At 50.6% G+C, this 19,096-nt stretch carries 14 protein-coding genes; 8 read left to right on the top strand and 6 right to left on the bottom strand.

All coding sequences use genetic code 11. The features are described 5' to 3' along the window. Positions 1-49: 49 nt before the first annotated feature. Complete coding sequence (locus tag BZG23_RS12665) at positions 50-1,672, bottom strand: VRR-NUC domain-containing protein (protein WP_077607140.1); 1,623 nt, start codon at positions 1,670-1,672, stop codon at positions 50-52. A 47-nt stretch (positions 1,673-1,719) separates the two neighbouring features. Here BZG23_RS12665 and BZG23_RS12660 point away from each other — a divergent pair, with 47 nt between their 5' ends. From BZG23_RS12660 to BZG23_RS16610, 3 genes are all read left to right on the top strand, one after another. Next, positions 1,720-3,201, top strand: coding sequence for a bifunctional NUDIX hydrolase/phosphatase PAP2 family protein (locus BZG23_RS12660; RefSeq protein WP_077607139.1), 1,482 nt, complete (start codon positions 1,720-1,722; stop codon positions 3,199-3,201). A gap of 105 nt (positions 3,202-3,306) precedes the next feature. Further along, positions 3,307-6,405, top strand: coding sequence for a D-2-hydroxyglutarate dehydrogenase YdiJ (gene ydiJ, locus BZG23_RS12655; RefSeq protein WP_077607138.1), 3,099 nt, complete (start codon positions 3,307-3,309; stop codon positions 6,403-6,405). A gap of 63 nt (positions 6,406-6,468) precedes the next feature. Next, a complete protein-coding gene (locus tag BZG23_RS16610; RefSeq protein ID WP_156146643.1) occupies positions 6,469-6,624 on the top strand; it encodes a hypothetical protein in 156 nt (51 codons plus the stop codon). Positions 6,625-6,772: 148 nt separating this feature from the next. Here BZG23_RS16610 and BZG23_RS12650 read toward each other — a convergent pair whose 3' ends face one another. Then, positions 6,773-8,926: a YgiQ family radical SAM protein gene (locus BZG23_RS12650; RefSeq protein ID WP_077579044.1), complete on the bottom strand. Its 2,154-nt coding sequence runs from the start codon at positions 8,924-8,926 to the stop codon at positions 6,773-6,775. 145 nt (positions 8,927-9,071) lie between these two features. Then, positions 9,072-9,968, bottom strand: a complete 897-nt coding sequence (locus tag BZG23_RS12645) for a LysR family transcriptional regulator (RefSeq protein ID WP_077607137.1) — start codon at positions 9,966-9,968, stop codon at positions 9,072-9,074. A gap of 101 nt (positions 9,969-10,069) precedes the next feature. On the opposite strand from BZG23_RS12645, the gene BZG23_RS12640 reads away from it, so the two are divergent. Further along, positions 10,070-11,287: an MFS transporter gene (locus BZG23_RS12640; RefSeq protein ID WP_077607136.1), complete on the top strand. Its 1,218-nt coding sequence runs from the start codon at positions 10,070-10,072 to the stop codon at positions 11,285-11,287. A 117-nt stretch (positions 11,288-11,404) separates the two neighbouring features. Here the strand turns inward: BZG23_RS12640 and BZG23_RS12635 are convergent, their stop codons facing one another. Further along, positions 11,405-12,712 carry a GGDEF domain-containing protein gene (locus BZG23_RS12635; protein ID WP_158011383.1) on the bottom strand — a complete coding sequence of 436 codons (1,308 nt, stop codon included), beginning with the start codon at positions 12,710-12,712 and terminating at the stop codon, positions 11,405-11,407. Positions 12,713-12,858: 146 nt separating this feature from the next. Between BZG23_RS12635 and BZG23_RS12630 the strand changes: the two genes are divergently transcribed. The 3 genes from BZG23_RS12630 to BZG23_RS12620 all read left to right on the top strand — a co-directional run bounded on the left by BZG23_RS12630 (position 12,859) and on the right by BZG23_RS12620 (position 15,595). Next, positions 12,859-13,530 carry a hypothetical protein gene (locus BZG23_RS12630; RefSeq protein WP_077607134.1) on the top strand — a complete coding sequence of 224 codons (672 nt, stop codon included), beginning with the start codon at positions 12,859-12,861 and terminating at the stop codon, positions 13,528-13,530. A 62-nt stretch (positions 13,531-13,592) separates the two neighbouring features. Then, complete coding sequence (locus BZG23_RS12625) at positions 13,593-13,787, top strand: DUF4250 domain-containing protein (RefSeq protein WP_046073071.1); 195 nt, start codon at positions 13,593-13,595, stop codon at positions 13,785-13,787. 191 nt (positions 13,788-13,978) lie between these two features. Beyond that, positions 13,979-15,595 carry a CHASE domain-containing protein gene (locus BZG23_RS12620; RefSeq protein ID WP_046073072.1) on the top strand — a complete coding sequence of 539 codons (1,617 nt, stop codon included), beginning with the start codon at positions 13,979-13,981 and terminating at the stop codon, positions 15,593-15,595. Between the two features lie 64 nt (positions 15,596-15,659). Here the strand turns inward: BZG23_RS12620 and BZG23_RS12615 are convergent, their stop codons facing one another. Continuing rightward, entirely contained in the window at positions 15,660-16,160 is a 501-nt protein-coding gene (locus BZG23_RS12615) for an META domain-containing protein (RefSeq protein WP_077607133.1), read from the bottom strand. Positions 16,161-16,727: 567 nt separating this feature from the next. Between BZG23_RS12615 and folE the strand changes: the two genes are divergently transcribed. Next, positions 16,728-17,384: a GTP cyclohydrolase I FolE gene (gene folE, locus BZG23_RS12610; protein ID WP_046073073.1), complete on the top strand. Its 657-nt coding sequence runs from the start codon at positions 16,728-16,730 to the stop codon at positions 17,382-17,384. Between the two features lie 97 nt (positions 17,385-17,481). Here the strand turns inward: folE and BZG23_RS12605 are convergent, their stop codons facing one another. Then, a complete protein-coding gene (locus tag BZG23_RS12605) occupies positions 17,482-19,035 on the bottom strand; it encodes a methyl-accepting chemotaxis protein (protein WP_077607132.1) in 1,554 nt (517 codons plus the stop codon). Positions 19,036-19,096: the final 61 nt, after the last annotated feature.

Below are 19,096 nucleotides of genomic sequence, written 5' to 3'. Positions count from 1 at the left end.
TATGAGAGCCAGTGGTAGGCCTATCCCATGTAGGATGTCCCTGCTTGCATCACTCATCCGGCGWGACATACGTCACTTTCGCTGGGATCTCATGCTGTTGAAAAAACTGTAGCCAGCGTGTTTGGTGAGGCTGTAGCGTATCGCCCGGCCCCTTTACTTCCACCCATTGGTAGGATGCGCCTCGGCACATAAACAAGTCTGGATGGCCGCGGCGGTTATGGCGACGGTCGAACAAAATACGTTGAAAACAGGCGCGAAGCTGTGTGTCTGTAAGCATGACTAACGCAGCCTCAAGCAGCGGCCACTCTATCACCGACCAATTTACCCACTCGTTAGTGATGCCGTGCTTTTGCTGATAGTGTTGTGCCACCCAATCGCGTGCTCGATCAATCTCGGCGAGGCGCTGATCAATCAGTGTCTGCCGTTTAGCGACAAAGTCGTCGCTGTGGAGATCGCGCGGCCCACGTTGAAAAGGGTTAAGAAAGGCGCCACGGACCGGCAAAAACAAAACATCCCAAAAAAACAGCCCAAACAACGCGTTAAGCAAGCTGTTCTCGCTGAACCATACTTCCCAGCCTTGCTGACGATAATAATCAGCAACCTCATTTTCGACGCGCTGATTCAGCGGTAAAGCTAACGTCTCGGTGGGTAATGTCGCCGGTTTAGCACGCGCTGAGGGAACCAAGCTGCCGAGTGCGCGAACCGGTTTTTGTTTCGCCAAGCGATAAGCGACGTCAAGCTCTTCTTCATCGTGTGGGGCTTGGAGCATGGTTGCGATGATGGTTGCAGCCGCTTTAATGTCACCTTGCTTTATCAAGATACGTGCGCGTCGTTCTTGGCTGGGTGGCTGAGTGGTGGTTTGATACAGCGACAATGCGGTCGATAAATCATCCTGGCGCTCAAATTCGCGTGCAATGCGATTAACCAAGCGCTGCCGCTTGCGCTCGAGCGGTGCCCAGTCAAAAGGGGCTGGCAAACAGGGTGCTAACGCCAAGACTTCTTTAGGTTGCTTGTTTTTGCGCGCTTGCCACACGATCTCGTTTAATGCGGATAAGTGCAGCCAGTCATTTATTTGGGACCGATGCTCAAATAAGCGATCGGCTTGCCGAATGGGATAGGGCTCAAAGTGTTGGATACCCAGCTCGGCCACCACGAACTGGCTCAAATCCTGGCGTGAATTGCCAAAATACAGCAGGTTTAATACCGGTAAGATGTCTGGCTGGTGGCAGACCACCAATTCATAAGGGCTGTCGAGTGTATTGCCGTAGAGAGCCTCTATCGCCTGCTGCCACTGGCTTTTAGGCGCACTTTTGGCGAGCCCTGTATCAGGAAAAGCCGCCATAAGTTGTGTTTTGGTGAGTAATTTGAATACCACCTCTGCCGGGGCAGTATGGGTAAGACTAATAAACTGATGTTCAGCCAAGGTGTCGAGCAGCGGCAGCGTTTCACCCAGCTCATCGTAGTGCAGCGAGCCGGCCAAAAACCAGTCGTGACGGCGCATCAGTAAACGCACCAGCAAACACTGTGCTTTGAAGCTAAGCTGTTGAAAGGTCGTCAGCCAATGTCGTTCTTTGTGCGTGAGAAGATCCCAGTCACGTTCGCAGACTAAATCCATCAAGTTTTGAAAGTTATGATGGTAATAATAGGGACTAAGAGGGTCTGGCTGCGTCATTCTTTTCCTTATCTTTCATCAGGACACGTGCATTCAGGAGCCGCCGCATGAAACGGATTATCGCTGTACTATTGTCAGTCTTTAGCGGATTAGTGTCGAGCTATGCCTTGGCTGAGAATGAAACTACGTTCTCCACCGAGCAAGGGATCGCTGGGGTCGCATGCATTATTAGCGATCCAGCCGGACGGCTCTTGCTAGTGAAAGACACAGTGACCGGACGGTATGGTTTGCCCGGTGGGCGGGTTAATTTGGCCGAATCACCGAGTAGAGCGCTAGCGCGTGAAGTGTTTGAAGAAACGGCTATTCGCGTCACGGTCGGTAATGTCTATCATCAAGATGAGCGCGGTGTGTTATTTGCTTGTCAAAGCCAGGCACCATTGCCCGTTGTCTCTACGGCGGAGGGAGTGGGTCTTTTGCCGGCTTGGCGCGCGCCCCATTTTGCCTCTGAAGTCGAGCAAGCACGGCTGGTACCGCGCGCCCATGCGCAGGATTATCGCTATCGTTTTCGCGACCGTCGTGATCTTTTGTGGTCGCTAGCGGCGAGAACGCCAAGCAGCGATGTCAGTGCCTTGGCCGATTTTAGTGCCTTAGCGCCTGTGTTTTATGTCAGTCAATATCGATGGGTCGCGGGGATACAAACCGCGGTACAGCAAATGAGCGAGGCGGCGAGCTCGACCGTGACCGCGGTATTTAGATTGGTCAATACGCTGGGCGAGACCGCTTTTTACATTGCACTGCTGCCGCTATTTTTGGTCTTTCGTGGCCATAAATCCGCATTATCACTTCTCTTTTTGTTAATAAGCGCGGCGGCAGTGTCGACGACGCTAAAAAGTGGCTTTGCCATGCCAAGGCCGTTTTATTTGTGGCCAGAGTTACAAATCGGCCAGGCAAGCGGTTTTACCGTACCCAGTGGACATACATTGCTTGCAGCGGCAGTGATGACTGCTTGGTATCTAAAACGTCGAGTCACCCACCCACCCGCGTTTGGCGCGCTTGCGGTGGCGTTGTTGGTGATCGTGCTTATGGGGCTGAACCGAATGTACCTTGGGGTGCATTTTGCCAGTGATGTGGTCATTGGCGCTTTGGTCGGCGCCAGTGTTGCTTGGGCGACCGTCAAGCTGGATGCCGTGACAGTGGGTAATGATAGACCCATGTTGGTCACAGGCCGGATCTGGTTTTTAGCGTGCCTTATCATGGCGCTGTTGGCGCTGGCGCTTAAATTACCCAATTTGGTGTATCTGTCAGCGTTAGCAGCGGGTGTCTATACCGGTCAGGTTTGGCATAAGCTCTTTCCTAGCCATAAACCGGCCAGCCAGCTCAATGGCAAACTGTTAACGCTGGCGTGGATTTTTTTCGGTATCGCCGCCATTGTTGGCGCCGCCTGGGGAGTGGCACAGCTGACAGGCCTAAGCTGGATTGTGCTTATTGTCGTTTCAATGGCGGCATGGAGTTTGGGCCCTTGGGTACTGATTGCCAGCCCAGAGCTTGCTAAATGGTCGGGTAAGCGGCTAGGTTGGCGCGAGTGGTGATAAGGATTTGCTAGGTGATCGCTTTGGCTGTGCCAAGAGTTAAGGTAAAGTGACAGCACAACAAGAATTGCACCAGGCATGGTGAGATAGCGCACAGGAACAGCAATGATACCGGCAATCCATCCAGAGGCGGGCCTGTCGTCCGCCGTTGTTGATTTTATCACCGCTTTGCAAACAGCAGGTTTTCAAGGCGACATTGAATCGACCTATGCGAGCCGCCTTGCGGTGGCCACTGATAACAGTGTTTATCAAGCCTTACCACAAGCCGTCCTCTTTCCCGCATCGGTTGATGATCTTCAGCTTATTGGTCAGACCGTCCAAGCCCCAGCTTTTAGTGAGATTAAGTTTTCTCCCCGTGGTGGCGGCACTGGCACCAATGGCCAGTCGTTGACCCAGCATGTGGTGGTGGATGTGTCGCGTCATATGCAACAGGTGCTGGAAGTGAACCCGGAGCAAGGCTGGGTACGTGTGCAAGCAGGCGTGGTTAAAGATCAACTCAATGATGTCTTGCGCCCGTATGGTTACTTTTTCTCACCTGACTTATCGACCAGTAATCGTGCCACGATTGGCGGGATGATCAATACCGATGCCTCCGGTCAAGGCTCGCTACGTTACGGCAAGACCTCCGATCATGTACTGGGTTTAAAAGCAGTGCTCGTCGATGGTAGCGTCCTCGATACACAGCCTCTCAATGCGGATCAGCTTCAGCAAGCGATGTCGCGCGATGATCTCATTGGCCGAGCGCTGCAAACGGTGTCCTCAGTCTGTCGTGAGCACCGTGACTTGATTACCGAGACCTTTCCACCGTTAAATCGCTTTTTAACCGGCTATGACCTTAAACATGTTTATGATGACACACTCACAGCCTTCGACATTGGTCGCGTGCTGTGTGGCGCTGAAGGGTCCTTAGCGTTTATTGCCGAAGCCAAGCTCAATATCACCCCGATCCCGACCGTGCGGACTTTGGTAAATATTAAATACGACAGCTTTGACTCAGCATTGCGTAATGCGCCGATGATGGTAGACGCTAATGCCTTGTCGGTTGAAACCATTGATGCCAAAGTGCTTGATTTAGCGCGTAATGACATTGTTTGGCATACGGTGAGTGACTTGTTGCAAGAAGTGCCCGGCAAAACCATGCACGGCATTAATATGGTGGAGTTTGCGGGGAATGATCCGGGTGAGATAGAGCAGCAGATTACGGCACTTTGTCAGCAACTGGATAGCTTGATTGCTCACAAGCAAAAAGGGGTGATTGGCTATCAGATTTGTCGGGATCTCGCGTCAATCAACAAAATTTACGCGATGCGAAAAAAGGCGGTCGGACTGCTGGGTGCCACAAAAGGTAAAGCCAAGCCCGTTGCCTTTGCCGAAGACACTTGTGTACCGCCGGAGCACCTTGCTGACTTTATCAGTGAATTTCGGGCATTGCTCGACAGCCATCATTTGCACTATGGCATGTTTGGTCATGTCGATGCGGGGGTACTGCATGTGCGTCCAGCGCTGGATTTGTGTGACCCTGACCAAGAACGCGTCATGAAAACCCTCTCTGACCAAGTGGTTGCTTTGGTTGCCAAGTATGGCGGCTTGATGTGGGGAGAGCATGGTAAAGGGTATCGTTCGGAGTACGGCCCAGCGTTTTTTGGTGAGACCTTGTTTGCGCAGCTTCGCCATATAAAGGCGGCATTTGATCCGCAAAATCGAATGAACCCAGGAAAGATTTGTACGCCGATTAATAGCCAAGATGCCTTGGTGAAGGTTGATGACACTAAGCGTGGCTTTTATGACCGTCAAATCCCCGTAGAAATACGTGATAGCTTTAAAGGGGCGATGGAGTGCAATGGCAATGGGCTGTGCTTTAACTATGACACCGCCTCACCCATGTGTCCTTCGATGAAGGTCAGTTATGACCGTCGCCATTCGCCAAAAGGTCGCGCTGGGATCGTGCGGGAATGGTTGCGTTTACTGTCTGAGCAAGGTGTCGACCCGTTGGCTGTTGAGCAGGCATTGATGACCCAGTCGCCGTCAGTCCGTGAAGTGATGGCCAAATTCGGACGCTATTTTACTCGCCGCAGAGAAGCAGATGATTTTAGCCATGAAGTCATGGAAGCCATGAGCGGTTGCTTGGCGTGTAAGGCTTGTGCTAGTCAGTGTCCGATCAAAGTGGATGTGCCGAGTTTCCGCTCGCGCTTTATGCAGCTCTATTACAGCCGCTATCCGCGCCCGGTGAAAGACCACTTAGTGGCGAACATTGAAACCTTGCTACCGCTGATGGCCAAAGCACCAAAATGGGTGAATGCGGCGACTCAGCCTCAATGGGCTCAAGGACTCACTGCGAAGCTAATTGGCTACACAGACACACCGGCGTTGTCGGTACCGACGCTGGCTCAGTCACTGGCGGGCGATCATGCGCTTAAGTTTGACTTAGCATGGCTGCAGGCTCTGTCCGCGCAAGAGCGTGAGCACTATGTGTTGATCGTGCAGGACCCTTTTACCAGTTTTTATGAAGCGCCCCTGATCCACGATTTGATCAAACTGGCGCGACAACTCGGGAAGGTGCCCATGCTGGTACCCTTTAAACCCAACGGGAAAGCCCAGCATGTAAAAGGTTTCCTCCGTCGTTTCGCCCAGACGGCGCGTAACACCGCTGGCTTTTTAAACCAGCTGGCGGCGTTGAATATTCCCATGGTGGGCGTTGATCCGGCGCTGGTGCTTTGTTATCGCGATGAGTATCAAGAAGCGCTAGGTAAGCACCGAGGTAACTTTAATGTGATGCTGAGTCATGAGTGGCTGAGCAGTGTTGTGCCTGACATGCCGGTCGTGACGAGCCGTGATGCTGACCCCTGGTATCTGTTCGGCCACTGTACAGAGAAAACACAGTTGCCTCATGCTGAGCAACAATGGGTGGCTTTATTTGCGCACTTTGGTGCGACGCTTAAACCGATTTCTGTCGGTTGTTGTGGTATGGCGGGCACTTATGGCCATGAAGCAGACAAACGTGAAACGTCAGCTGCGATCTATGATTTAAGTTGGTCGCCACAGTTGGCAAACCTACCTAGCGAGAGAGTGCTCGCAACCGGTTACTCGTGCCGTAGCCAAGTGAAGCGGTTTAGTGAGACGCAGTTACAGCATCCTTTGCAAATCTTGTTGCGGCTAGCGTGTACGCGAATTGATCGTGCGCGTGTCGATAACGTATCACTATAAAGCTTGCATCTGGGTGGCTTTGTCATACAGTAAAATAAAGAGCTGAAAGCTAAGGTAAAACAAATGCTTAAAACGATTGTTATCATCTTGCTGGTTTTACTCGGGATTACGGCAGCCCAGTACTTGGACGAGGGGACGCAAAAGAAAATTGCGTGGGTGATCGGAGCCATCGCCGGTGTCCTGGCGCTTGGTGTGATTGGTGTTGAGCTTTTCCGTTAGTGGTGGGCGTATCCGACGCGCCATGAGTACGATGATACCGTAACGCCAACAAACACGCCGCGCTCGTAGTGAAACGCCCGTAGTAAGATGCCCGCAACGGGGTGTACCACGACGGGCGTTTTTTATTTCATCCTTTTAAAGCAGGCGCTTATGCGCGTTTTCCACGCTGGTTATTGCCTCGCCCTTTGTTATTTGGCCGACGTATATCGGGTTGTTTGGGGTGCTTAGTGGCAAAGCGCTGGGTGCCATGGCGGCCTGAGCGGCGCTGCCGGCCTGTTTTTTCGGGGGCATCTTCTTTCGGGATCAGGCACTTGGGCCCGTTACCAATCAAATGCTGTTTCCCCATACGTACCAAGGCTTCACGGATCAGTGGCCAGTTAGCGGGATCATGGTAACGCAGTAGTGCCTTGTGTAAGCGTCGCTGGCGCTCTCCTTTTGCCACTGTCAGTGTTTCGCGCTTTTTATAGCGTACCCGCTTCAGTGGGTTGGTTTCTGAATGGTACATGGCAGTCGCATTACACATGGGTGATGGGTAAAAGTTTTGCACTTGGTCGCACTCAAAGGCATTCTCTTTCAGCCAGCATGCTAGATGTACCATATCTTCATCGGTACACCCTGGATGCGCGGCAATGAAGTAGGGGATCAAATACTGTTTTTTGCCCGCTTCTTTACTGTATTTTTCAAATAGAGCCTTGAAGCGATCATACGCACCCATACCGGGCTTCATCATTAAATCCAGCGTATTTTTCTCAGTATGTTCTGGGGCGATTTTCAAATAGCCACCGACATGGTGAGTGACCAACTCTTTCACATATTCCGGTGACTCAATCGCCAGATCGTACCGCACTCCCGAGGCAATCAGGACTTTTTTGATTCCCTCTACCTGGCGTGCTTTACGGTAAAGATCAATGGTATGGCGATGATCGGTATTGAGCTTGTCACAAATCTTTGGAAATACACAAGAGGGGCGACGACAGTTACGCTCCGCTTTAGGATCGGCACAGCCGAGTCGATACATGTTAGCGGTTGGGCCACCCAAGTCTGAAATCGTGCCAGTAAAACCAGGCACTTTATCGCGAATATCATTGAGCTCTTCAATGATCGACGCTTGTGAGCGGTTTTGGATGATCCGCCCTTCGTGCTCGGTAATTGAACAAAATGAACAACCGCCGAAACAGCCACGCATAATGTTCACCGAGGTTTTAATCATGTCGTAGGCAGGGATCTTGGCTTTACCGTACTTTGGATGAGGTACTCGCGCATAGGGGAGGCCAAACACATAGTCCATTTCTTCGGTGGTGAGCGGCACCGGAGGCGGATTAATCCAAAGGAGTTGATCGCCATGTTGCTGACCCAACGCCCGCGCGGAGTAGGGGTTGGCTTCTAAATGCATCACCCGGCTTGCATGGGCATACAAAATCCGATCGTTTCTGAGTTTTTCAAACGAGGGCAGGCGAACAAAGGTGTTTTTCGCATCATGCCTAGAAGGGCGAATGGTGATTGGTTTCGCGGCATCCGGCTCTGCTTTTTTGCTGGTTTCGCATTGGGTTTCTGTTGCATAGGGGTTGGGCATGGTCATGCTCTTTCCCGGTTTATCAATGCGGGTGGAATCGACTTCTGCCATACCTTCGGGCGGTGTTTTCATCATCACGGCGGTGCCCGCGATGCGAGTCATATCGGCTAAGGTGTCACCGCGAGATAAACGATGTGCCACTTCTATCAAGGCGCGTTCTGCGTTGCCAAATAGCAATATGTCTGCTTTCGCGTCACACAACACAGAGCGACGGACTTTGTCTGACCAATAGTCGTAGTGTGCTAAACGGCGCAAGCTGGCCTCTATCCCGCCCAGTACGATCGGCGTTTGCTTATACGCCTCTCGACAACGTTGAGAATAGACCAAAACCGCACGATCAGGGCGTTTACCTCCCTCGTTATTGGGCGTATAGGCATCATCATGGCGCAGTTTTCGGTCTGCGGTGTAGCGGTTGATCATCGAGTCCATGTTGCCAGCCGTCACGCCAAAGAATAGGTTAGGCTCGCCTAATGCCATAAAATCATCTTTATTGTGCCAGTTAGGCTGCGAGATGATGCCAACACGAAACCCTTGTGCTTCCAATGTGCGGCCAATCACCGCCATGCCAAAGCTAGGATGATCGACATAGGCATCACCGGTTACGATGATGATATCGCAGCTATCCCAACCTAAGATATCCATCTCTTCACGGCTGGTGGGCAAAAAAGGCGCGGGGCCAAAGCAGGCCGCCCAATAAGGGGTGTAATCGTATATAGCAGTCGGTGTCACGTTATGGTCTCTTGGTCAGCCCATTGCAATGAGGACAGGCGATTCAACGATACGCGCATCGTGCGCCAGGGCGGGCGATAAATTAGCCAGCGATTTTAGCGATAATCCTGCATCGAGTATAGGGGTAAATCTGGGGAAAGGTGGCTCAGGATGTCATAGAAGGCTTGGCAGACGGATTGTGTTGTTGCACATAATCAATGAAGGCGCGATCGGCGAGGGACAAGTAGCCCTGTTTACGCCAGGCAATCGCAATATCGAGCTTGATCGGTTGTGTAAAGGGGATCCCGACAATCCCCCTTTCATGTTCGGTGACCATATCGAGCAGTGCACTGATCGCAAACCCATGACGGACGATATTCAAAATCATMGCCAGTAAATTGGTTTCTAATGAAAGTTTGGGGATTATTGCATGCGTATCGCAGACCTGGTCAAGGTAATCACGGTGGAAGTATCCCGGACGGAACATGATCAACTCATGGTCGAAAAAGGTGTGGTAATCGAGCGTATGATGTGTGGCGAGCGTATGATCGGTCGCGACAACGGCGACCATCTGCGAAGAAATCAAATGCGTGGTTTCTAACGAATCGGGCACCTCTCTATCGTTAATCACGGCGAGATCCAGCTCACCGTCGAGCAGCATTTGCCGCAGGGAGTGAGTGCCAGCCTCTACCACTGTGAGTTTTAGCGCGGGATAGCGACGGCGGAACCCCATCAGCAACTCAGGAAAAAAATAAGATCCGAGCATACCCGGTACACCGATACGTACCTCGCCTTTTTGCAATCCTTTAAGCTCATCCATGGCTGTGGCTGCATCTTGCATTTGCTGTACGACGCGATAGGCATGCTGCAGCAATACTTGCCCTTCTTGCGTAAGCTGAATATGCTTTTCATTGCGGATAAAAATCGGCATACCCAATTGATTCTCAAGCTTTTTTATCGCAATACTGAGCGCAGGTTGCGCGATATGCAGACGCTGGGCGGCGAGCGTAAAGCTTTTGGTCTCAGCGACAGCAATCACTTGGCGGAGCTGTTTGACGTCCATGACTATAAATGAAATATATGAAGAGGATATATTTAATATATTTTATTAATTATAAAGCGGTTGTTAGCATGATCACATCTTAGCCCACTGGTGAGGTTTTCATGATAGAGCTTGGCTCACCACGTTACCGACTGACGGCGTTTGCGCTCGCGTTCGGCTCGTTTTTGATTTTTTGTAACCTTTACTTGTTTCAACCTATGTTACCTGTCTTTGCCGCGGCCGATGGGATCAGTGAAACACGGGCGAACTGGCTACTTGCGGCCACCACTTTAGGTCTTTCTTTTTCACTGGTGCCTTGGGCCGTGCTGTCGGAGCGAATTGGTCGGCGTCCAGTGATGCTGGTGAGCCTTTGGATGCTTCCCGTGATAGGCCTTATGATCGCCAGCRCCTCTTCTTTTTGGATCATCGTCGGTTTACGGGCTTTAGTCGGTATTGCGCTGGGTGGGTTTGCCGCGGTCGCGGTCGCGTATATGGCAGAAGAATTCTCACCGGAGGCGTTGGCAATTGCCGTGGGTAGCTATATCAGTGCTAACTCACTGGGGGGGATCTCGGGTCGTGTATTCGGTGGGATGATGACAGATTGGTGGGGCTGGCATGGCGCGGTGATGGCGATGGCCGTGCTCTCCTTGGTAGGTGTGGCCATCGTGAGTAAACTTTTGCCTCGTCAGCGTTATTTTTCGCCTGGCAATACCTCCTTACTGACCCATTCTCGCGGGGTACTCACGCATCTTCGCACCCCCAAATTGTGGATGGCGATGTTGATTGGCGGTGTCAACTTTGCATTATTCGTGAATTTGTTTTCGGTGATGGCGTTTCGCTTGGTGGCTGCGCCTTACCAATTGCCAGTCAGTTTGGTGTCTTCAGTATTTGTTTGTTACCTCGCCGGCACGGTGACATCACGATTGAGCGGGCGCTGGGTGCTGCACTTTGGCGCGATCAAAGGCATGGCTTTCGGAACAGGGGTGGCCATGCTGGGGGTGTTGGTGACCTTGAGCAGTCAGGTGTTTTGGATGGTGGTGGGGTTATTAATTGTAAGCGGTGGCGCGTTCTTTACTCACTCACTCGCTTATGGATGGGTAAGTCGTCAAGCCGCGCAGGGTAAAGCAACGGCAACAGCCTTGTATCTGGTGCATTATTATATTGGTGGTAGTCTCGGTGGGTTTTATCTTATCGCAGCTTGGCAACACTTTGCATGGCCTGGCGTGGTGATTGCGGCCCTAGTGCTTATCACGATTTTATTGGGACTGGTATTTGGCCTTTCTCGTGTCATGCGCCGACGTCGCGAAAGCCAGCGCCAAACGTCTGTTGTGGCATCCTAAGCGTTAACTCGGCGCGGAGAAAAAGGCGTTGCCCAACGCCCATCCAAGAGAGCGTCTCGCGATGACTGTACTTTCTCCTGCCTGTCTCTGATTGTCTTTTTGCGACCGAATGCTTCGCTAAAGCGATGTTTCGGTGGGCATGTCGATATTGTCACGGCTGACAGAGTTTCTGGCGTCAAATCCCGTCTGTTTGCCTGGCTGGTAAGTACGTATGCAATTTCGCCCTTCGGCTTTTGCTTGGTAGAGAGCACTGTCGGCGCGCTCTATCAAGGATGAAAGCGTATCGCCTGGTTGTAGCGTGGAAAGGCCTATCGACGCGGTGACTTTCAACGGAGTACGGCTTTCATCAATATAGACATCCATCTCTCTAATTTCACCCAGCAAACGCTCGGCGATTTGTGCGGTGATGTCGCCATTACATTTAGGGAGGAAGACAATAAATTCCTCGCCACCAAAGCGACCGAAAATATCTGCCTTTCTCAAACGCTCTTGTACGGTGCGAGTAAATGATTGCAAGACCACATCGCCTGCGTAGTGACCCCACTTGTCATTAATGCGCTTGAACTTATCCAAATCGAGCAGCAAGACGGAGAATGGCGAGTGCCTCTCTTCGCTAACGGCCAGAGCGCGCATGGCCAGCTGTAATAGCATTCGGCGGTTATAGATACCGGTTAATGGGTCCAGCGTCGCCTGCCGGTAAAGGCGCAAAATCATGTGGAGTTGAGAAAGCTGTGACCATACCACCATGAACGCAATAACGGTTTGTAGCCAATACGAAGCAATATTGTCTGGACTGGTCATGGTGCCACTGAATGAATCAACCCATAAGTGGCAAATCAGGGTAATCGACATCAAGAGTATGCTTTCCCGCATTGTGAGCGGGAAGATGGTCAGCATGACAATCTGAATAATGGGCAGCAAGGTGTAGCTGTAAGAGAATGCCGCGTTGTCGGTGGGAAAGCCTAAAGTGTGGCTGGCGGACAAATAAAAGGCGTTGGTAGCGAGTACCATGGCGACCAAGCCAAGTTTCGCTGATTTGAGATTATTAGCGCGATTGACCGCGTAACCAATGGTAATAAGCATACCTGCTAACAAAAGGCGTTGTAGCGAGAGCTGCGCCGCGGCCGCTTTGTCAGCGAGGAACAAAAAATCAGCGGGTGACCATGCAATGGTCAGGGCGGCCCATACATAACACAACACGCACAAGCGGCTGCGCAGATAAGTGCTGCGTGTATTATTAAAGCTGTTTGCGTGCTTTTTAGCACTCCACAGCTCAAGGAACGATATTTGCAGCTTGTAGATAATATGGCCTAAGGTTTCACTCATCATTGCACCCATTGTTGTTCCCGCCTGTGCAAAGGTTCCAGTTGCGTCCGCCGCTTTGGTATTATCCTGCTGCGCGGTCATGTTATTTTTTTCTGTCATAAAGGTTGGTATAAGCGTGCAAACATGCCAGTTTGTTGTTTGTTTTGACTGTGTTTCTTGCATTCAATGTGATCTAGCCAACTTTTTAATGCAATGAAACGAATAATTGACCATTTTTTATTGAGATACGTAAGGTGCTTTTCACTATGTATACGTTACTTGCTCCTGCGGTTGCCTCGGCAATTCTAGGGGCACAGCTGGTGCTCTCACTGGCACTATTGAAAGGAGAAATATGCCCAGGCCAGCGGGGCCGATTCCATCGTGCTTTCTGGGTGCCTGTTTTTGCGTGGTTGATCTTAATTCCATTTACGTTGTTCGCCAGTTTACCCTTTTTGTTGTTAGGGATTTTTGCGTTTCGATCAAAAACAGGCAAAACACGTCACTCCGGTCCCATTCCTTTGCTTCATGTCGCAAACTTATTGGGTTTTGTTGCATGGATTGTCATACTTGCCACGCACGGTGGCGGGATGCTGATGATGGGAGGCTTGCAACTAGTGATTCTTGGGGCGAGCCTTGGCCATAGTTTGTTAGTGCGTGCGCGCTCGCGATTGCAAGCTTTCGATCGCTTGCTCCCTGTGAGCAGTGTATTAGCCTTTATGGGCGTGATGATGATGGCCGCGCTGTTGTCAGCGGTTAGCCCATCGGCAACGAGTGACATCAATGCCATTATGGCTGGTGCAGGCCTAGGTTTGCTTGGGGTGGCCGCACAGATTTGGCACCTGCTTAAACAAACATCGCCTGTGTTTTGGCGCGTGAGTGTTGGTTTTGGATTTATGCTGTTGGCCAATATCAGTTTGACACGGCTTGTCATTGCTTGATTGGGCAGTTTTTCGTCTAGGATCTATACTCAAAGTGCGTGAATTCAGTGCAAGGAGAGGGTATGGATATCCACAATATCAGCCGATTAGATGGTGCTATCTTCTATGGCATTGTGAATGAAAGACTGCGTCTAGAGTGTGATAGTTTGGAAGCACTGATGGCGCATTTAGACCTCGACCACGATCAGTTGCAAAGTAAATTTGATGATATTGGTTGTGAGTACGACCCACTCACCAACCAATTAAAGCTTAAATAACGTCTAGGCTGCGACTCACTGCACACACAGTGAGTCGCATTTCTTGCCGCCTTTTGACAGACCCGCGACACGTCCTGCCATTTTGTTAAAAATTTGATCGTTTATTAGTCTGCCCACTACGCTTATAGAGGGAGAGAGTCAGTGAACCTTCTGTTTTATCACGTGGATTATTCTTTATAAGGACGACACTGATGCCGCGAAGAGCATGGAGCGTAATTGTATTAACCGCACTGATCGGTGTGGGATTTGCAGCCTTAACCGCCCATTTATTGTATCAAAAAGAGCAAGAGGCGATTCGTAAAGAGCTGCATAAAGACGTGAATAATGCCGCAATGGCGTTGGCGCGCGAGGTCAATCTTGGCCTTGAACTGCTCTACGCGGTCAAGAATCATTTTGACGCGGGTCACCGACTGGACGCGCGTAATTTTCAGCCGCTGACATCCGGTGTACTGAAACGCCACCCAAGCTTTAAGTCGATAGAGTGGGTGGATATCGTGATGCACCATCAGCGTCGGCATTATGTTCAGGGAATGGAAGAAAGGGGTGACCCGTCGTCAGGGTTTAATATTGTCGAACTAAGCCCAAACAATCAGCTGATCCCTGCTAAGCGGCGTGACATGTATTTTCCGCTGAGATTCACCTCTGGCGAGAACAGCGAAGCGTCTGTTATTGGTTACGATCTTGGTTCCACGCCAGTCACCCGTCAGGCATTGAAAACCAGCTTTAATACCGGCGTGCCTGTCGCCACCCCTGCTACCACTATTGAGCGCGCCTATGGCAATGTACGCGGCTTTTTGTTGATCATGCCTATCTTATTAGATCCAGAGCAGCTGGGTGGAGAAGACACGCGAGATTTACGCGGGTTTCTGGTGGCGGTGATTGATGTGAATACCTTGGTTAATTTGGCGATCGACACCGTCATTAATGATGGGATTAATTATACCCTGATTGATGCGACCGACCCGAGTCATCGCCAAGTACTTCATACGCAGCGGGTGGAATTGGCACAAATGAAAGATTCACTTGCGCAACAGCCCGCCAAGCCTATTTTCTTCGCGGGTCGCGAGTGGGAATTGATTGGCTATCCGACCGTCAGCTACATGCAGGCAAGGCAAAGCTGGGTGCCGTTGTGGACGTTTCTCATTGGCAGTGGCATATTTTTGGTGATTTGCTATCTGCTTTATCGCCTGCAGTCTCGCGCCTACAGTGTTCAGGTACAAGTTGATCAAAAAACACACGCATTGAAAGAAGCCAATAGTCGACTGGAGTCTATGACCAAGTGTGATGGGTTGACGGGATTACATAATCGCACCCAGTTTGAGCAGGAGCTCGAACGTGAGATCCAGCGTGCACTTCGTGATGAAGCGCCTTTGAGCCTGATGGTGGTAGAGATCCAACACCTGTCTAATTACAACAACCAGTATGGACGCATTGCCGGTGATCAGTTGATCCGACAAATTGCACAGGTACTGGATGAGATGCTTAAACGGCCCGGTGATTTGGTATGTCGGTTTACCGGTAGCCAGTTTGTTGCCATCTTGCCGCGCACAGAAGGCGCAGAGCGATTGGCTGATGAGTGTGTAAAAGCGGTGAAACGATTAAAGGTAGAGTTTGAAGGAGAGCCGGAAGATCGGGTCAGGGTATTTGTTGGCGGGGTAACGGTCAGCGATCAAAAAGAAATGACTGCCTCGCGATTACATGCTTATGGTGAAATTGGCTTGACCCGTGCGAAAGCGGACAATGATACTGGGTGGCACTGGATGGAAATCAGCGCGCCGGTGCAGGACAATAAAAGCATTGACCCTTAAAAAACCAGAGCGGTACAGATGCACCGCCCTTGTATGTTTCTAAGGTATAAACGCTGACGCGAGGTTAGTACTCTTCACCTTTATTGAAGCGGGAATCAACCACCGGGCTTTTGAGTAGGGGATCTTCCTCAGTGTTTTGCGTGTTAGCCGCGGTGAATAATAACGTATGCGCCTCGCTACTGAGCATAAGATGATTATTACGTATTGTTGCATCACTCCATTGGCTTAGAACCTGACTCATGGTTTGTTCGAGTTCCATCGCACTGGACGAACACGCCATCTTAGTACTGGCCATTGGGGCCACTTTGAAGCGATTACTATTCAGTTCAGCGTTACCAAAATAACGGTTACAGCCACTAAAGCCGCTAACACCCATGTCCTTATTAATGGTAAGCGTTGGGGTTCCTTCCGCACTGATAGCCTGTTGATCGACCATGGTCAGTTGCCATTGCTGGGCAACGCCAGAGCTTGTCACGCTGCCATCGTCACCGCCGGCATACTGGCCGTTACTACAAGCGGTCACCCCGGCAGTGAGCATGACTGCCATCAACACGTGTTTTTTCATAATGACTCCTTAGTCACTAACAGTGGGTTTCAATTCAAGCGTAGCCAAGTTAGTAACAAGTATGCCAATAAAAATGTGAGTTTATGTCAAGCCAATGTCTTTTATGTTGGGCGATAAAAAAAGCCCCCGGTAGAGGGGGCAAGATATACCATCGCGTGTCTTATTATTATTGAAATCTTGTCTTGGTGGTGTTTATTGCACCAGCACAATTCACTGAGCGAGTATGGCTGACGCCACGGTTGGTTAGTCGCAGGAAATCAACTGATGAGATTACCAAATAAAAATGACAGTTTAGTTTCACTCAGAAGACGAGATAACGAAGGATGACATCTTGGCGATAGCGTAGGTCGCACATGACGACATCATTTCTGAGCGAACATGTTCATTTTCCTTGACAATTTTGCCATTGAGGCTGTCCACTAAGGCATCAGGCAGTAAAACCACAGCATTCGCGAGGTGTATTTTTTGGATATTAACGTTATGCTTCTATTTAGTGACAGCACTGATCCGACACTGGCTACAGTGTGTAAGTAGAAGAACGGCTAGGGCAGACCCAAAAAGGAATCCATCATGGCATTGAGCGATGCTGCAAAGAAAGTTCAGGAAGCGTTGGTTGCTCGCGGTATTGAAACCCCAATGACGGCGACATCTCCGATGTCTTCTGAAGAACGAAAAGAAAAAATTGAATTTCATATGCGTGAAATTCTGCAGTCGATCGATTTAGACCTGACCGATGATAGTTTGGCCGAGACACCGGCGCGAATTGCGAAGATGTATGTCGATGAGATTTTCTCAGGCTTGGATTACGCGCAATTCCCCAAAGTCACCATGATTGAGAACAAGATGGGTTGCGATGAGATGGTGCGCGTTAAGGACATTTCAGTGACCAGCACCTGCGAGCATCACCTTGTTACCATTGATGGTCGGGCAACCGTCGCCTACCTTCCTAACCACAAAGTGCTTGGTCTGTCCAAGATAAACCGGATTGTGCGTTTTTTCTCTCAACGTCCGCAAGTGCAAGAGCGACTAACACGTCAGGTGTTGGTGGCATTGCAAACGCTGCTGGAAACCGAGGACGTAGCGGTGCGTATTGAAGCGACGCATTATTGCGTAAAATCTCGAGGTGTCATGGATGCCAATAGTGAGACGACCACCACCGCACTCGGTGGCTTGTTTAAGAAGAATGCCGCAACACGGGCTGAGTTTTTGCACGGGATTCAATAACGCCCATGCTCAGACGGCAGATGTTCAAAAAGCCCCATTCTGGTAACAGGCTGGGGCTTTTTTAGGGCGGTTAGCGTGGAGGCGTTAGCGGTTTGGTTTACTCAAACTGTCTCGCAATATCGTGGAACTGACGCACTTTATCTCGCAGCTGACGGCTTGCCTCGGAAACATCATTGACCTCGTTGAGGTTTTGCTGAGAAACCGATTCGATATCATGGATCTCTTTGCTAACGGCGGTGAAACTCTCTAATTGCGCTTGGGCAGAGTGGTGTGTTTCATTCGTGCGGCCGACCACATACTCTATCGCATTTCTGACCGAGTGCAGGCTCGCAATACTGTGGTCCGTGGTATCAACACACGCTTGTGTTTGTTCGTGGCTTTCGTGAATCTGGTTTTGCCAATGCGAAATAGTGTTGTGCATGTCTTGGATTGAAGACTGGATTTGCTCCGTGGCTGTTTGCGTCCGACTGGAAAGCGCCCGCACTTCATCGGCAACAACGGCGAAGCCTCGGCCTTGCTCTCCGGCGCGTGCCGCTTCAATTGCCGCATTCAGCGCTAGCAAGTTAGTCTGCTCGGCAATCCCACTGATCTCACTCATTGACTCGGTCACTCGATCTGCGGTGGCAGACAGCTGTTGCGTCGCGGTGAGGGAGTTTTCAGATTGTTGAGAGAGGCTTTTTAATTGCTCGCCTGTCTGCTGTAACAAGGATTCGGTTTCTTTGCTTTGCTGCTGGACCGAGTGCAATAGTTCAACACTTTGCTGGGCGTTATCAGATACCCTGTTTGCCGATTCAGAGGCATGATCAATGTTACTGGCAATCGAGGAAATCTGGTGGCTTTGCTTATTGATAGCATTAGACACGCGTGTTGATAATGCACTCAACTCATCCGAAAATTGATTCAGTGACAGTGAAGCATCGAGCATACGTCCAAGAATAGTGCGTATGCGGGCATTGAGCATTTTCACCTTGTAGTCAACCACCGAACTGAGCCCAGTCCCCGAGTAAATATAGCGGCTGATACTGTCGTAATTGGCTTGCACGCCGCGCGCGAGGGTTGGCAAGGTAAAGAGCTCGTCACGGAAGAGGGTACCAAGCACCAAAGGCATCGCAATGGCGCCCGCCACATCCCAGCCCGATATGGCGCTATCGAAAATAAGCGACACAGGTGCGGCGACCAATCCCAACCCCATTAATGTGTACTTCAATGCCGCAGGAATATCGGCAACCGACAACTGCTTCATCGATTTGCCGTTTTTCTCTGCCCGACACAGGGTTTGGTAGATTTGCGCGGCGCGATGTTTGACGGCAGGGTCAGGCTTCACCCTGACGGACTGATAGCCGGTGACTTGGCCTCGGTCGTAAATGGGGGTGACATACGCGTCTACCCAATAATAATCGCCGTTTTTACAGCGGTTTTTGACGATACCTCGCCAAGGTTGGTTAGCTTTTAAAGCTCGCCACATATCCGCAAATGCCGCTTTGGGCATATCGGCGTGACGAATAATATTGTGAGGCGCGCCCGTCAGTTCCTCTTCATCGTAGCCAGCGATCCGAATAAACTCCGGGTTACAGTAGGTAATCACTCCGCGTTTATCAGTGGTCGAGACGAGGCGCTCATCGTCACCAAATACAACTTCATTATTGCTCATAGTCTTTATCTTTTTTGGTCACAGTTGATAAAAGCCTTGTTGGTTTTAGTGTAGTGGTTTC

The sequence above is a fragment of the Salinivibrio sp. ML290 genome (assembly GCF_001995695.1).
Lineage (GTDB): Bacteria > Pseudomonadota > Gammaproteobacteria > Enterobacterales > Vibrionaceae > Salinivibrio > Salinivibrio siamensis.
This window is presented reverse-complemented; position numbering and strand designations above follow the sequence as displayed.